At 65.7% G+C, this 16251-nt stretch carries 15 protein-coding genes and 1 pseudogene; 7 read left to right on the forward strand and 9 right to left on the reverse strand.

Annotation, left to right across the window (positions count from 1 at the left end):
* Positions 1-80: 80 nt before the first annotated feature.
* The 5 genes from CJ179_RS00490 to CJ179_RS00510 all read right to left on the reverse strand — a co-directional run bounded on the left by CJ179_RS00490 (position 81) and on the right by CJ179_RS00510 (position 4983).
* Positions 81-1403: a cytochrome P450 gene (locus CJ179_RS00490; RefSeq protein ID WP_095860356.1), complete on the reverse strand. Its 1323-nt coding sequence runs from the start codon at positions 1401-1403 to the stop codon at positions 81-83.
* Positions 1404-1486: 83 nt separating this feature from the next.
* On the reverse strand, positions 1487-2458 hold the full coding sequence (locus tag CJ179_RS00495; RefSeq protein WP_095860357.1) for a PDR/VanB family oxidoreductase: 972 nt from the start codon (positions 2456-2458) through the stop codon (positions 1487-1489).
* Positions 2459-2871: 413 nt separating this feature from the next.
* Positions 2872-3141, reverse strand: a complete 270-nt coding sequence (locus tag CJ179_RS00500) for a hypothetical protein (RefSeq protein ID WP_257015208.1) — start codon at positions 3139-3141, stop codon at positions 2872-2874.
* 407 nt (positions 3142-3548) lie between these two features.
* Positions 3549-4547, reverse strand: coding sequence for an AraC family transcriptional regulator (locus tag CJ179_RS00505; RefSeq protein WP_095860358.1), 999 nt, complete (start codon positions 4545-4547; stop codon positions 3549-3551).
* Between the two features lie 136 nt (positions 4548-4683).
* Positions 4684-4983, reverse strand: coding sequence for a hypothetical protein (locus tag CJ179_RS00510; protein WP_143548856.1), 300 nt, complete (start codon positions 4981-4983; stop codon positions 4684-4686).
* Here CJ179_RS00510 and CJ179_RS00515 point away from each other — a divergent pair.
* The 6 genes and pseudogenes from CJ179_RS00515 to CJ179_RS53930 all read left to right on the forward strand — a co-directional run.
* Positions 4934-5539: pseudogene (locus tag CJ179_RS00515) on the forward strand (MFS transporter); the annotation flags it as partial. The gene CJ179_RS00510 and the pseudogene CJ179_RS00515 sit on opposite strands and share 50 nt — an antisense overlap.
* 661 nt (positions 5540-6200) lie before the next feature.
* A complete protein-coding gene (locus CJ179_RS00520; protein ID WP_095860360.1) occupies positions 6201-6848 on the forward strand; it encodes a ScbR family autoregulator-binding transcription factor in 648 nt (215 codons plus the stop codon).
* 314 nt (positions 6849-7162) lie between these two features.
* Entirely contained in the window at positions 7163-7492 is a 330-nt protein-coding gene (locus CJ179_RS00530; protein WP_095860361.1) for a hypothetical protein, read from the forward strand.
* A gap of 264 nt (positions 7493-7756) precedes the next feature.
* The gene (locus tag CJ179_RS00535) at positions 7757-7951 is read left to right on the forward strand and encodes a hypothetical protein (protein WP_095860362.1); all 195 of its coding nucleotides are present in this window, start codon (positions 7757-7759) and stop codon (positions 7949-7951) included.
* A 5-nt stretch (positions 7952-7956) separates the two neighbouring features.
* Positions 7957-8310, forward strand: coding sequence for a hypothetical protein (locus CJ179_RS52495; RefSeq protein WP_257015209.1), 354 nt, complete (start codon positions 7957-7959; stop codon positions 8308-8310).
* Between the two features lie 333 nt (positions 8311-8643).
* Positions 8644-9498, forward strand: a complete 855-nt coding sequence (locus CJ179_RS53930) for a DUF308 domain-containing protein (protein ID WP_095860363.1) — start codon at positions 8644-8646, stop codon at positions 9496-9498.
* 245 nt (positions 9499-9743) lie between these two features.
* Here the strand turns inward: CJ179_RS53930 and CJ179_RS00550 are convergent, their stop codons facing one another.
* From CJ179_RS00550 to CJ179_RS00570, 4 genes are all read right to left on the reverse strand, one after another.
* Positions 9744-10439, reverse strand: coding sequence for a hypothetical protein (locus tag CJ179_RS00550; protein WP_095860364.1), 696 nt, complete (start codon positions 10437-10439; stop codon positions 9744-9746).
* 579 nt (positions 10440-11018) lie between these two features.
* Positions 11019-11456: a Zn-ribbon domain-containing OB-fold protein gene (locus CJ179_RS00555; protein WP_095860365.1), complete on the reverse strand. Its 438-nt coding sequence runs from the start codon at positions 11454-11456 to the stop codon at positions 11019-11021.
* A gap of 1285 nt (positions 11457-12741) precedes the next feature.
* Complete coding sequence (locus CJ179_RS00565) at positions 12742-13659, reverse strand: IS3 family transposase (RefSeq protein WP_095860366.1); 918 nt, start codon at positions 13657-13659, stop codon at positions 12742-12744.
* Positions 13659-13982: a transposase gene (locus CJ179_RS00570; RefSeq protein WP_072951788.1), complete on the reverse strand. Its 324-nt coding sequence runs from the start codon at positions 13980-13982 to the stop codon at positions 13659-13661. The genes CJ179_RS00565 and CJ179_RS00570 overlap by 1 nt, the downstream gene beginning before the upstream one ends.
* Positions 13983-15051: 1069 nt before the next feature.
* Here CJ179_RS00570 and CJ179_RS00575 point away from each other — a divergent pair.
* Positions 15052-16026, forward strand: coding sequence for a polysaccharide deacetylase family protein (locus CJ179_RS00575; RefSeq protein WP_306454227.1), 975 nt, complete (start codon positions 15052-15054; stop codon positions 16024-16026).
* Positions 16027-16251: the final 225 nt, after the last annotated feature.

Genomic DNA, 16251 nt, shown 5'->3' on the forward strand with positions numbered 1-16251 from the left:
GAACCTGCCGAACGCGCTGCGCAATTCGCGGTCGCTGAACTTCCGCACGGCCGGAGGTGCGGGGGACAGATCCTGTTCGGTCACGGTCGATCCCCGGGCACCGGGTTCTGGGCGGGGTCCCACTGGACCAGCACGTGCTCGGGTCCTCGGAAGGAGGTGTTCGGCGAGTACGTCCACTCCTGCCCTTCCACCAGGTTCAGGTGCGGGAGCCGCTTGGTGGTCTCCTCGAGCATCACGCGCATCTCCATCCGGGCCAGGGCCTGCCCCAGGCAGTGGTGGATACCCCATCCGAACGCGAGGTGCTCGTCGGCGTTCTCGCGGGTGACGTCGAAGCGGTCGCCGTCGTCGAACATGGCGTCGTCGTGGTTGGCCGATCCGGTGAGCACGAGGATGCGTTCACCGGCGGCGATGTCGAAGCCGCCGATCGTCACCGGGCGGGTGGTCACTCGCCGCCAGGCCGGCACCGAGGACGCGAAGCGCAGGATCTCCTCGACCGCGTTCGGGATGAGGGAGGGGTCGTTGCAGAGCAGTTCCCACTGATCACGGTTCTCGAGCAACACCTTGAAACCGTTCGCCGTTGCGTTCGTGGTGGTCTCGTGGGAGGCGTAGAGGTGGCTCTGCATGATCGAGGCGAGGTAGGTCTTGTCCCACACGTCGTCGTTGCCGGCCTTCTGCCACGCCTTGATCGCGTTGCTCATGTAGTCGTCGCCGGGATTCTCGATCAGCCGCTCGACGTGTTCACGGGCGTACTCGAGGTAGGCGGCGAACTCGCCCGCCAACTCCACCTGCTGCTCGTCGGTCGGGCGGCCCCAGATCCACAGCGCGAAGCGGGACGCGTAGCCGCGGGCACGTTCGACCTCGGCCTCGGGAACACCCATCAGCACGAAGGCAGTCAGAGCGGGCACCTGGAATGTCATGTTGGCGACGATGTCGGCGTTGCCGGTCTTGACGATCGCGTCGAGGCAGTCCTTGACGAAACGGCGGGTGGTCGGTTCGATTTCGGCGACCCTGTCGTCGGTGACACCCTTGCGCAGCACACGGCGCCGCTTGGTGTGCAGCGGTGCGTCCTCGTCGACGAGCATCGTCGAGGGCACGAAGTCGACGGCGGCGAGTTTCTCCATCGCGGCCGGGCAGGGCGGTTTGATCAGCTCACCGGCAGCGGTGGCACTGTAGGACTCGGTGTCCTTGAAGATGGCGACCACATCCTCGTATTTGCTCACCACCCAGTACCCGATCTCGGGACTGTAGAAGACCGGCTCCTCGTTGCGCGCCTGAGTGAAGACGGCGTACGGGTCCTGCAGGTACTGCTCGTCGAACGGATTGAACTCCGCCGCGAACCGGCTCACCGGGCACTTGCCGGGCGAGGTTGCCGAACCGTGCGGCGCGGAGGTGGTTTCAGTCATGTCGATTCTCCTATGAATGGACGGGTGCGGTGACACGCCGGGCTGCGACGAGCCAGCGAATGTGAGGAATCGGTCGTGCCTTGTCAGAGATCGAGAACGAGCCGTGCGGAGCGGGCGCGTGAGCAGCAGATCATCATCACGTCGTTTTCGGCCTGCTCGTCCTCGTCGAGGATCTGATCGCGATGGTCGACTTCACCCTCGAGGACCGTGGTCTCGCAGGAACCGCAGACGCCTTCGGCGCAACTGTTCGACGCCTTGATGCCGCAGGCGAGGACGGCGTCGAGGATGGTCTGGTCGGGTGCGACGGTCAGCGTCTTGCCCGACCTCGACAGTTCGACCTCGAAGGCCACCTCAGCATTGGGGTCGAGCTCGACGGCGGTGCCGGAGAAGTGTTCGACATGCAACTGTTTCGACAGGCGGAGCTCGCCGGTGCGGGACGTGAGTGCCTCGAGGAGGCGCTGCGGTCCACAACTGTAGATGTGCACCCCAGGACCGAGATTCGACTCGAGGAGGTCGTCGACGTTCATCCGGGTGCCTTCGTCGGACACGCAGAACTCAACATTGCCCTGGTCACCCAGTTGCTCGACGAATGCCATCTTCGTGCGGGAACGGCCGGCGTAGATCAGCCGATGCGGGCGCTGTTGGGACTCGGCGGCGCGGATCATCGGAAGCATCGGCGTGATCCCGATACCACCGGCGACGAACAGATACTCGTCGGCAGGCTTGAGCGGAAAATTGTTCCGCGGATGCGACGTGGTGAGCGTTTCGCCCTTCGTGACCTCGTCGTGAATGTATTGCGATCCACCCCGGCTGTTCGGATCGCGCAGAACCGCGACCTCGTATCGAGATCGGTCACCGGGGTCGCTGTGCAGCGAATACTGCCTGATCAAGCCGCCGGGTAGGTGAATGTCTATGTGCGCGCCTGCTTCCCAGACGGGAAGGTCCTCCCCGGCGCTATCGATCAAACTCAACGTGAGCACGTCGTCACATTCGCGGCGGACCTCATCCACGATCAGATGCAGAACTGGCGTCGAATCGGATGCGACGGTGGACATAACAGCCTCCATGGCTTGGGAAGCGGGAAAATCGTCTAAGAGAGCGACTTTCAGTTCAGGGTCGAGGCCGACCCTGCCGATATCAGCTGTGTTCGGCCTCACTTACGAAGTTACGAAGTTACCTACGCCATATCTATCCACACAGTGCCGCGGACTATCCACGTAGCGACAGCGACCTACGCACGAGCCAATGGGGTCCCGGTGGCATGCTCACCCCGCTGAAGTCGCGCACATCAACGCAGGCCAGCGCCCCGCCGTTGCGCTGCCTGGTGGACAACGGACCGTCGGGGCAGGGTCAAGTGCGTTCGACTTCCGTCAGCGGAAGTGCCCCGCAGGACACCCCGCGTGGGTTGTCACGCACCCACGCTCGACCGGCGGTAGCTGACCGTGCTCGCCTTCGTGGATCGGCCAGCTCACGCGGCGACTGACGCCGGGGACCAGTCGACTTCAACTGATTGAGCACCGGACAGCGCGAGCAAGGTGCGGATGGGTCCGCCTTCACAGATCTGGCGGCTGACCTCCCCTTGCCGCGACGCAGGGTCACCGGATATCCCGAGTATGGGGTCGCCGATCAACAGCTGAGGGGTGTGGGCGCTGGCGCTACGGCTACCCTCGATGATCAGCGCTTCCTCGTCAACGATGTGCACCGGAACGTCGTGCGCGCCGACGGTCTCTCCGAGCATCAAGACCACCTGCTCCGTACCCGTCGCCGGGTCATGAGAGGCAACGAGCCTGCCCCTGCACGACCCGAGGGCCACTCGATCATCGAGTGTCAGAAGGGGGTTACTCCGGAAGGGGGTGCGTGCCTCGCGTTCGCCGAAGACCACGCGAGTCCGGGAGCTGGTAGACGGGGTCGTTGTGGTGTACATGTCGATCATCTCTTGCCACGTTGGATCGGTGAGGCGTGAGGTGATCGGTCGGTCAGCGCCGTTCGGGGTGCTGGTCGGGCCGGTCTCCCGCTGCCCTTACCAACGAATCTAGGCACCCCGAACGGGCGGCTCTATCCCCAGAGCGCACGCCACTATCCACTGAGCGCCACATCTCGATGCCGCCCCGATCCCCGTCGCGTGGGCTGCCGGGCACCCCACTGTCAGCCGTACCGCAAGGTCTGGGAAGGGCTGACTCCGTACATCTGCCGGTACTCGCGCGAGAACCGGCCGTAGTGAAAGAACCCCCACCGTGCCGCGATGCCGGCGACCGTCTCGGTGTCGTGCTGCGCACTGGCCAGGTCCTCGTGCGCCCGTTTCATTCGAACGCCGCGGAGATACTCCATCGGACTCGCATCCATGAACTCGCGGAATCCGCGATGGAGAGCACGCACGCTCAATCCCACCTCGCGGGCGATGTCGGCTGGTGTCAGCGGCAGGGCGGCATGGGCGTTGATGTACTCGACGGCGTGACGAATGGTGGCCGGCGCGGTCAACGCCGCAGGGGACGCCAGATCGACCGAATACTGATGGTCGGTCAAAGACAGCAGGCCTACGACGATCGAGTACGTCAACGGCTGGGCCATCATCGGGTTCGCCATCATCGACCCGGCGATCTGGCTCTGATATGTGTTCAGAACAAGTGTGCGCCAGGCATTTCCATCAATGCCGGCCAGGTCGAGACCGCCATGGATCCGGACCGGCTCGGTGACCGGCCGACCCAGCAGATCCTGCAGCGCGGCGTGCACGGCCGCACGGTCGAGCTTCATCGCGAACATGTTCAGCCGACTGTTCGGCGGCGTCAGGATCCGGGCATCAGTACCGGTCTGATAGACCACCGCACTGTTCTCTTCGACAATGGTCTGTTCACCGTTCGACTCCGACAGCAGCCGACCCGACAACGGGATGTTCACGTGGTAGCCCTCGATGGAGGGACACAAGAGGTCGCTGTTGCTGTTGTACCGGAGCTGGCCCGCCACCATCGGACCGGTCACCACCGCTTTCAGATCTGCTTCGAACCGGGACACCGCCGCAACCCGTGTGAGCTCGTGAGGATGAAACACCTGCCCCACACCTGCGGTCGCCTCCTCGACGTCTCCGCTATGCAAGAGGATCGGCGCGGACGGCGGATCACTGCCCCGAGAGATGTACGACGCAGTCATTCCTTTGATCGCCTTTCCATGGTCGGCAAGGGGCTCCCGACGATCACACGAGCCGACAGCACCCCTCCCACTCCGACGTGCGCTATACGAGCATCTGACCGAATAACGCCCGGAGAGTATGGTCTGCATCACTATTTTATGTCAACGATTCCCTGTTCACGGGCGCGTGCGGCTTCCCGCCGTCGAGATCCAGACTCGACGGGGGCGCGCCTGGGCTCACGTTGTACGCCTCCCGGACCTCCCGGACCTCCCGGACCTTGGTGGACGGCTCCGCCGCTTCGAGGCCACCGGCGCGCACGATGGTGTCGAGCAGTCGAGGCACCAGGTGGGTTGCTGCGAGTGGCGAAGACCGCTGGCCGCCGCAATCCGTGGTCGAGCAATCCTGAGCGTTCACCGGACTCGGCGGCGGGAGCTTCGCCTCCTCGATGACCAACATCAACGCGTTCTACCCGCAACGACTCAACGGCTGGGCCCTGGGATTGAACGCCGGCGGCGGGAGCATCGGCGTCCCCGCCATCCAGCTGATCGGGTTGCTCGTCATCGCCACCTGCGGCAACCGCAGCCCACAGATCGTCTGCGCGGTGTACCTGGTGCTCATCGGCATCGCCGCCGTCATCGCGGCCCTGCACATGGACAACCTCACCGACCAGAAGACCGGCGCACGATCGTTGCTCGAGGTGCTCAAGTTCCGCGACTCCTGGATCATCTCGTTCCTCTACATCGGCACATTCGGATCCTTCATCGGATCCTTCATCGGATTCAGCTTCGCCTTCGGCCAGATCCTGCAACTCAACTTCCTCGCCGGACTGACCAACGGCGCCCCGGCGACCCCCGCCATGCAGGCCACCGCCGCCCTGCACGCCGCCCAGATCGCCTTCATCGGACCGCTCCTCGGATCACTGTCCCGCTCACTCAGCGGACGCCTCGCCGACAAGATCGGAGGCGGCAAGATCACCCTCTACAGCTTCGTCGCGATGATGGCAGCAATGGGGCCGGACGGAGAGGGACGAGGACGACCGGGTCGACAAGCTGGGCAGGAGGACCAGCATCTACTCGGCGTCCAGGTCCCTCCGCAACACGTCGAGTTCCTCCCTCGTCCGAGCCCGGTCCCCCTGTGTCATAGATCCATAGGGCGTCATCAGGATCAACTCGGCTTGCTCCGGCGAGAGCGAGTAGCGCTCCCGCAGGCGGGCCGCGGCCTCGTCCCGGTCCCGTGACCGAGAGATCGATTCCAGGATCTCGAAGGCGTTCTCCTGCAACAGATTCGTTGCGACCAGAAGTTCATATCGATCTCGCCGTGTCGGCCCACCAGGTTCGGACGTTCCATCATCCTCACCTCCCTCCCGGACATCCGACCACACGGGACATCCAGCCCGGTCGCTTTCCGAGCGAGTCAGGGGCCCAGGCGCTGCACTGCCGGGTCTCCCTCGAGGCGATTCCCACAGAACAGCCACTCCAGTCCGTGTCGACCAAGACCGGAATCGGGGCGGCACGTCATCTTCTGCGAGACCCGACAGCCTCAGGGGGCACGCCGAACATCATGCGGCGAACCTCCACATCGGGTATGCATGTGCAGTGCGGCGGTCCACCCCGTTCACGACCGTTCACGACAGCCGTCCGGCCAGATGATCTCGGTACTCGAAGGGCAGGTGAATGGCCACCCAGAAGCGGGCGGAAGTCACTCGTCGCGCACTGCTGGATGCCGCGGCCGAGGTATTCACCCGCCGCGGCTACGCAGAGACGAAGCTGAGCGAGGTCCTCACCCAGGCCCGGGTCACCAAGGGGGCCCTGTACTTTCACTACGCCTCCAAGGAAGAACTCGCCCGCGCCGTCATCGATGAAGGCACGAGGCGGTTCACCGCCGTGTGCACCCCGTATCTCGCCTCACCCACGCCCGCATTCGAGGCCATGATCGGCATCTCCTTCATCACGGTCGACGCCGCCCTCCACGACCCGGTGATGGGCGCGACATTCCGCCTCATCACCGAAATGGGCGACTACCGCAGTCCGGAGACGGACACCTTCGCCACCTGGATAACCACCTACCAACTCCTCGCCCGCCGAGCAATCGACGAGGGCGACCTGCGCGAGGACACCGATCCGGACGCTGTCGGCCGGCTCCTGGTGGAACTCTTCGCCGGCGCACGCCTCCTGGCCACGGCCACCGACACCCCCGCCACCCTGCCGACGCGGACCGCGACGGCGTGGGATCTGCTGCTCCCCGTCCTGGTAACCACCCCGAAAGTCGACTACTTCCGACAATTCGTCGCCCGGAGGCTGCCCATGAGGGGCCTGCCGTGAAGCAGGAGGCGTCGAGGAGCCTCGGCGGCACCGAACCGAGCCGGTGTCGACGACAGTCGCGATGGAGCACACGCCTGGGCTGAGGAGCCGGGCACCGCATTTCCTTTTACGGCGGTGCGCAGCAACCCTGGGGAACTAGACCAAAAACAGGTATGCCTCCCGGTCATCCGGCCGATCCACCACGCCCTGCAGCGGGGCAAGATGTGACCTGCCACACACCACCACACCCCGTTGCCCGGACACCACCATCGCCGCCCGCCGTCAGGATTCGGACCGGATTCCTCGCATCGAGCTCAGGGAAGGTGCCCGCACCGATGAAGGCAGAACCGATGACCTGCGATGACTACATCACCGCCGCGTTCTCTCGTGATTTCGTCGCGGAGGGATACGACCACGACGCCGTCGAGCGGATCCATCACGGAGTGTTCGACGAATGGATTCGCGCACTGGCCCAGTCGGGCCTGTTCACCAACCACACCGTCGCGAACGCCGCGCACCGCTGGAAGAACAATCCGCATTCACTGCTCGACGCCCTGCTCGCGGACGCCGACGAGATGACCGTCAAGCGCTACGAGATCGCCTGGCAAGCGCTGGACCGGACTGCCCGTCTCGGCTCCACCGCGCCCGTCGCCGAGTACGCATGACCACGCACCGCGGCAGATCGGCGGCGGGACCCGGCGTCCCGTTCCCCACGCGTCGACGACGAGGCCCGGCCGGCGGCGTCATTCCGCCCAAGCACAAACACCCTCGGAGCATGCCGGCCACGCACGTGTGCCGCCCCACCACCGTCGGGCGCGCATGAACACACCCTGCACAGCCAACCGGTCGGCTCCACGAAGCCCACCCCGCCCGCGGACCCGCCAACTTCCCATCACACCGGACCACAGAGCACACCGAAGAACGAGACCATGACCGCCAACACCTATCCCACCGTCGAGACCATCCGATTCGGCCCCCACGGCGGCGAATGCCGCTACTGCGGCCACACCGTCCGCAAGGACGGCGCCAGCTACCGGCACACCACGACCGGGCAGTACCGATGCGATCCATCCAGCCGGGCCGCGAACGAAACTCGTCTGTCAGACAGTCTGATTCGGAGCTGATCACGATGCACCAACAGCCGCGGCACACGAGCCCGATGGGCAGCGACCCGCCGCCACCCCTCCCTGTCACACACACCCTCAGCGGCGGGGCCATCGCCGTCGCGGCGATTACGCACGCCGGGGATACGCGAACGATGCTCGAGGGATTCGACCGCTTCCGCGACGCGGCCGAGGTGTTCGGTGCCTTCGAGGCCCCCGGCGACCACCGGTCCTGCCCCCAGGCGGCCCTGCTGTTCGACAGCCTCACCGACGATCTGATCGAGGCCGCCCAGGCGACCGGCACCGGCGACGAGAGGTTGGAGCACGACATGTCGGCAGTGATCGACGCCGCGATCTCCCGCCCACGCCCATCGCTGTGAGGACCACCGTCTCCCGACCGTCCGCGGCTAGGGGGTCGATCGGCCGAGTCGCCGATGACAAATCCCGAGGCGCTCACCCGAGGTGTGGCGTGTGACCACCACGATGCCGCGCGCGGAGCGTAGACCCCCGTTACCTCACCGCGGAAGGTCCGCCGACCTTCGGTCGTTCTCTCCCGCATCATCACCGATCTCCATGACCGAGATCCTGGATCATCACGCGACATCCATGACGTTCCGCGTCGACGGCTCGGCGACTCGTCACACCTCAGGAGGCCACCCTGTGGTTACGCGGAACCCCACCACCATCCCCGGTCCGTCGGGACGCTGCGGCCGATGCTGTTCGCGCGCGGCGTCCTCGCGGTGCTGTTCGGCGTCGTCGCGGTGGGCTGGCCGGGCATCACAGTGCAGGCTCTGGCGATGGTGTTCGCCATCTACTCGATCCGGGAAGGGCTGACCTTCATTCTGGGGGCCGTGCGAGGCCGCGCCGCGTGGGGACATGCCGAGTGGCCACGGGCATCACGCCGCCGCCGATACGGTGACGCTGCCGTGGCCCGATACCACGGCCCTCGCGGTGCCTACGTGCTCGCGACCTCCACGATCCTCGCCGGGATGGTCGGCGCGGTCGGCGCAGTCACGCTCGAGACCACATTGGGCGGCCGGCCGGGATGGCAGGTCGCGGCGTACCTCCTACTGGTCCTGCTCGGTGTTCTGCCGCTCGCACCGGGCGAGGGCATCATGGGAATCGTGTGGCTGCTCGGGACGTGCGCCGTCCTGTTCGGTACGACACTGACCATCGGCCCCGACGACTCCGCGAACGCCCCGAGCCGACCGACATCGTGCAATCGTCGTGCCCCGGGTGTCGAGCTGACACCGACGGTCGATAGACAACACCCGGGGCGGTTCGCAGGAGAAATGACGGCGCCGGGACCTGCGCGGCGACAATCCCCAGCATTCGTCGCACACGATCTGCGACTTCGCCCCGCAGGCGGACGGACCCGCAGACGATCGAGAGCACGATCGCTTCTCCGGCGCGTTCAGATAGCGCCCGACCACGTCGGTCGCCTTTGCCACCAGTTCCGAATCGGCGGCGGTACTCGAACGCCTCTGCACACCCCAGGGTGGGACCCCGTACTCGCGCCAAGCCTGACCACCACCGCGACGCTGAACCCCCGATACACACCCACATAGCGTGAGCCCCAATGCGTGACACCGAGTTTCCTCGGCGGCCGATCCAAAGATCACCGTGCTGATCACCATGATCGAGGATGCGGGGCCGGCCGGACACGGTTCGTCCGGCCGGCAACATACCCCGCTCGGCCAAGCGTCCACGCCAGGAGGTCACCGTCGGAAGCGACACCCAGCGACGCAATCCGCCCACGGCGGAATCTCAAACCCGACACCGAGTGGACGAAGAACAGCCGGTTCGCACTGTGCTACTTCTTCGGTGCGGGCGGCTGGTTGAGGACTTGCATGAATTGGGGGACATTGGTGACGGCGGCTCCGAGGCCGCCGAGCGCGGTTCCCGCCAGTCCGGCACCGGACCCCAGTAGCAGCGCGCCCCCGACACATCCCGCGATGGGGCCGGCGCCGAAGAGCATCGCGGCCGGCGCGGAGACCACGCCACCTGCTATCGCACCGAGCACACAACCGCCGACCAACCCGGTGGCGGCTCCCAGGAAGCCTCCGATCGCGGAGGTCAGCGAGATGGGAGGTTGGACGGCACCGACCGCCGCCGGCAGGTCGGCGTCGTGGAGGGGAAGGGTGTGATCGACGGCCGTGGCGGCCGCGGGGGTGGTGTTCGTTGCCAGGATCGCGGTATTGCCCGCGAGGTGTGCATCGACCGGGTGGGCGACACCGTCTACCGCGAGGGACAACGGTATCGACTCGACCACCACGCCTTGGTCGTTGCGAACCACGAGACGGTTGTTCTCCAGGGCAAGTGATCCCGACGCGGTACGGACGATGACGCGATTCCCGTCCCGAGTGACGGTCCAGTCGACACCCTGCCCGGTGGACTGAACATTCGCTGGGACGTCAGTTACGAGGGGAGCGGCCTGAGCAGTCCCGGCGGCAACCCCGACGGCGCCGATGGTGAGGGCCGCGATAGCGGCAAGTTTACGGATCTTCATGGTGGGAGATGGTCCTTCTTGTTAGTTATGGCCGGGCTGGGTCGATGGAGCGGATAGGACTGCACCGGAAAGGGTGCGACGACAGGGCGCTGCGTCACGGATCAGAATTCTGAGTTCGAGGGCGCGAGGCCGGTCACCGACCGATGAGATGAACACGGACACAGATGAATAGAACTGTTGCGCGAGCGTGTCTCCGAAATCGTCCAGGCTGTCGATATAAGCGGAATTGTGTGTTGGCTTGTGGTGGCGGCTCCTTCTGAGGCAGTGATCTGTTTCGTGTCGAGTCGGAAACACGTTGTGAACTGGCGCCGTTCGAGATCCAGATTCGAATCAGACAACAAGGGGTACAGCGGCGTCTTTCGTTACTCGCGTCGCCCCCTCTGCTCGGGGCAGGATCCGATGAGCCGTTGACGGAATCGACTGTTTCTGCGGGATCGCATACTCAGCCTGCCGACCGTCTGTCTCGGGTCGTCCCGCGGCTGGATGGAATTCTCATCACCGTTCACGATCGAGGACGTGCTCAGTCTGGTCGTCTCCATTCCGGGCATGGGATCGATTGAGGTACATGCCGTTGTGCGATCAGGCGGCGTGGGCCCACCGCACGGCCGAAGCCTCGTTGCCATCGCTGCCCGCCCGGTCCATGCCTTCGCTCACCTCGATGGCGAATACCGGAAGCCTCTGCTTGCGTTCCGTCCGCTGCACAACCACCCGGCTGTGACGCATCGGCGCTTCGCCCGCAATAAAGGCATACAACCACGGTCCCGCGTCGAGTTCGACGATCGCGACGAACGCAGGCACATCCTCGTCACTCGACCGACGATGTTCTCCCTCCACCGCCGTCCACGAGACGACGGTTCCGAATCCACTCGCCGCAACCGACAACAACTCGGTACAACCACATGCCCGACAGGTCAGCGGCAAGGGCGAGAACAGCGTCATACATTCGTAGCAGCGCCACACCGAGAATGTCGTCTCCGGCGGTGCGGACGTCGCCGGGAGATGCTGATGGTCGTGCATCGCGGTCCTTCGGGCAGTGAATGCGGCACATCGAGGGTGTCTCCCCGGTAGTACCCGCCGCCACCGCCGAAATACCCATAGAGGTACCTGTCTCCCGCGAGTCACGAACCGGAAACTGCATGGCGGACGGCGCTGATGCCGTGCATCCGGGGGATCGAGATATCCACCGGCAAACCCGAAGGGCAGTCGCCTGCCGAGGACACGCGGCGGCTCGGCGCGTCTCCGAACATCCGATCCACGTCGGTGGCCGGGCACTGTTCGAGGAGATAACAGCGAGATATGGCTCGGATAACAAACCAGTCTCGCTGTTCCCTGTGTGCGGCACAGCTACCCTCCGCGCGCCACCGATCACACGACAGGAACACCTCAGTCGCATGACTTTCGGCTTCAACCGCACGATGCCGGAGGGTCACACCGGACGATCGTGCACCGACACCCAGGGCATCACGGTCACCGGCCCACACCAGGAAATCGGGACGCCGCGGCACTGGTGTCGGCCCCGGGTGGGGAGTACAACTTGCACGCGAGGCAATTTTGTTACCTGGCGCACACCTGATTGTGACCTCGGGGCACAGACACCCCGTCGGATCTTCGGCGGGGAAGGAGGAACGTGCTGGTGGCGACGTCTCCGGTGGATTCACCGTTTCCGCTCGGCGAGTCCCCCACAGCAATCGACACACGTCGGGCAGGCCGGCACCGTATCGACCGAAGCGCGAAGGGAATCTGACGTGTCCGTGGACAGCGTTCGTCTCGGCCGGACCCCAACTCCGGCCCCGTCGGCATCGTCGGCAGACCTCACGGCAGGCCGCGCGCACCCACGGATACCCACCTCGTCCCGGTGCGGCAGTCCCGACCAACGACATCCCCAGCGGCCGATCGGACCCGAGCCCGCGCACGCCCGAATCGGCAGGCCCTGCACGCTGGATCGGACTCGTCGAGAACGGATCACCACCATGCCGTCGCGCTACCCGCCGACGCCACCCCGGCGAGCAGCCAGACCCCCACACGGCAGCGGCCACCACGGGCGACGGATGCGCCCGGGGCCCGGATACCGGTGGCGTCGGGCGGCGCTGCACTGGGCGCCCCTCGTCGACTCCGTGGTGGGCGTCTTCGCCGGCATGCGGGAAGGGGGATCCCTTTTCGATACGGTGTTCTACCTGTTCCTCGGCGCACCATCGACCCATCGGCTCCTGCTTGCGCTGCGCCAGGTCCGAGCATCCGTGCCCGACACCAGCATCGAGTCCCTGAGGTTCCCCCCGAACGGTGGACAAGGGGGTTGCGTGCCTCAGGCGACTCCCACCTGAAGCAACTTCTCGTAGCTGTCGGGACTGTGCATCCCCACCGTAGAGTTCCGTCGAACAGTGTTGTAGAAGACAATCCAGTTGTCAACGCCAGCAACGAGATCAGCCTTCGTTGCATAGACGTGCCGATAGTATTCTTCATGCTTGAAGATCGACCAAAACGATTCGGATGGACTGTTGTCCCAACAAATCCCGGTCGCACCCATCGACCGACGCAACCCGTGCTGCACACACGACGCCGCGGTCAGGTGGGCAGTGTATTCCCCACCCCGGTCCGAATGCAGGATCGTCTCGCGACACCGCCCACCGCGCGTGGCCACGGCTCGATCGATGGCGGTGGTGACCATCTCGGCGCTGATGTGATTAGCAATGCTGTATCCCAACACCTTCCGTGAATGACCGTCCCGGATCGCACACAAGAACATGTCCCCCTCACCGCACGTGAGGTAGGTGATGTCGGTAAACCAGACCGCATCGAGCCGGCCCCGATCGAAGTGCCGCTCGATCAGATCCGGCGGGAACGACGCCTGCGGATCGACCACCGTGGTCTTGACCTTGAACGTGCGCGGGCTGATGCCCTCCACACCGAGCGAGGCCATGATCTTGGCCACGGTCTTGGCGTTCACCACCTCACCACGCGCCCGCAACTCGGCCGTGACCCGCGGCGACCCGTAGGTACCCTTCGATTCCCGGTGGATCTCGACGATCTTGACTTCGAGGTCGGCGCGACGCTGTTGCCTCGGCGTCAACACCGTGGCGACTCTGCGCTTGACGTACTGGTAGTAGCCCGATGTGGACACCTCCAGCAGTCTCGCCATCCGCAGGATCGAGAACCGTTCACCTTCCGGCGCGGCGGTGCCGGCGGTCTCTTCGATGTTGTCGGGGCCGGCGTACTTGGCCATCAGATCGAACCGGGTCGGTTCTTCTGCATCGCGGCAAAGTACGCCGAAGCTTTTACCAGGAAAGCGTTGTCCTTCTCGAGTTCGCTTACCTGCCTTCGCAATCGGAGTAGCTCGGCGTGTTCGGCCGCGTCCAAAGGCTTCTCTCCGTGGGACTCTGCGGCGGCGATTCTGCGCCGCTCAAGTTTGACCCATTCACCCAACAGACTCTCGTTGAGGCCGAGTTCTCGGGCGACCTCTGCGATGGTGCGACCGGAGTCGATCACCCGGTGGGCAGCCTCGACCTTGTACTCGGTCGTGAACGACCGACGCTTGCGAGGGGGCATACGGACATCCTTCCAGCGGGACCGGTGTCCCGCCAAGTCGGTGTCCACTTTCCGGGGGGAACCTCACCCCTCCATGCACGCGGTCAACAGGCGCCGGCGATCGACCCCGCCCGCGCCGCGACACAGGACCGAAGCCGCACCCGTCCCAGGTGAGGGTGCGGGTGCCGTAACCCCCTCCGCCGGCAACGGTGCCCGACACCGACACCGACCCGGAGGCAGGCACCTTCAGGCACCGAAGGATGCGCCCGAAAACCGCCAGCACCCTCGGGGACAGGTCGGCTCGGACATCCTCCCCGGGACCGATATGTCCGCCCGGTCCGAAGGACACGGTCCAAACGCGCCATTCGATATTGTCGATGCCGACGATCGTTGTTCCGCGCGTTCGCCTGTCATCGAGTACGGCTGCACCATCGGCCCCGCGTGCGCCCTGGCGGTCACGACCCACCGCTCGGGTGCATACCCGATCTCGTGACCACAGGCCGACCGCGGGCTCACCCGCCGATCGGATTACAGCCCCACCACCGGGAAACCAGCAAAAAAATGTGTGTGCGGTAGATCACATCACCGCGATGCGAGGGCGCGCGGGCCTACCATTTTCCTCGCACCGGTCCACACCAAGTGCAGGTTGCCGGTGTCATCCCCGCCAGTCAAACCCCCACTTGCTGGCGGGGATTCGGCACGCACCGTGGCACCGAACGGTCCGAGCCGGTGGAGGATTTCACCCGCAGTTACGTCCACAGGAGGCGCACCGGCCAGGCCAACCACTGCAGTGCACCGAATGCGGAACCCACTACACCGCCCCCTCAAGCACACCGCCCCGATGCGCATCACGCAACGGGGTGCGGTCCGGGGCTCACGCGCCGGTGTCCTGTTACTTCCCGGCGAGGCCCGGCCGAAGCGGAACACGCTCCGACCGGGCCGCTTCGGCTCATCGGGTGGTCGTCACCGCTCGAACGCGGGTGCCGCACCCTCGGCCAGGGCCCGCCCCTGGCCCTGGCCCTGGCCGGAGCGCCGCCCGCGACCACGGCATGAAACATCCCGTCCCCTTCTCCACCCGCCCACTTTCCCGGTGCCACCACCGCGTTCACCGTCCACGTGGTACACGACGACCATCGCGCTCACGAAAGGCCCCAGCACCCGTGGTGCCCACACGACACCGAGCCACACCCGCCGAACCGTCCTGCTCGGCCTCGTCGGCGGCAGTGTGCTCGCCGCGCTCGACACCTACACCCACACCCGGGTGTCGGCGGCGGCTCCGATCCCCGGTCTCCCCGACGGCCCGATCCCGGACACGGCCGCGCCGGTACCGGCGCCGCTCGCTCCCCCACCGGCGGACCCCGCGGCACTGGCCGCCAAATACGCCACCGCGATCCCGCACGAATGGGGTACCGCCGTCAGCGGAGTGCACACCCGCCTCGCGGCCGCAGGCCGTCGGATCGCGCTGACCATCGATGCGTGCGGTGGCCCGAACGGCAGCGACGTCGACAACGCCCTGATCGCCCTCCTCGACCGCGAGCAGATCCCCGCCACGTTCTTCCTCAACGGCCGCTGGATCGACGCAAACCCGGCCGTCACCTACCAACTGGCCGCAAACCCACTGTTCGAACTCGCCAACCACGGCACCCGCCACCTACCGCTGTCGGTGACCGGCAAATCCGCCTACACCATCACCGGCACCCGCTCCGCCGCCGAGGTCGTCGACGAAGTTCTGACCAACCACCACCGCCTGTCCGCCATCACCGGGACACCACCCCGATGGTTCCGACCCGGCACCGCCCACTGCGACGACGTCGCCGCCGCCCTCGTCCGAGACCTCGGCGAACAAGTCGTCGGATTCACCGTCAACGGCGACGCCGGCGCAACCCTGTCCCCGGCCGCGGTGCACTCCGCCCTCACCACCGCCACCCCCGGGTCCATCGTGATCCTGCACGGCAACCACCCCGAAACCGGCACCGCCGAGGGCCTCGCGTCAGCGCTCCCCCAACTCCGCTCCGCGGGAACCGAGTTCGTCACCCTTACCGGCGCCGACGGCTTGGCACCCTGAGGACGGCATTATCACATAAAACGGTAGTGAGGTCCGGATTGTCCGGCTCCCCCGACGTCCTGATCTACCTTGGAGAATCGCCGCCGCCGGATCAACCTCGGCGAACGGTGGTTCGAACATCTCCGAGCGTGGGTGCAGCAATTCGCGCACGCAATGTCCGCGCTGGAGTGTCCACCAGATCGATCCACGTCGTTGGAGTCCGCACGCAACGGCAGCGAGATCGCC

Source organism: Rhodococcus sp. ACS1 (assembly GCF_002300155.1).
In the GTDB taxonomy this organism is placed as follows: Bacteria; Actinomycetota; Actinomycetes; order Mycobacteriales; family Mycobacteriaceae; genus Rhodococcus_F; species Rhodococcus_F koreensis.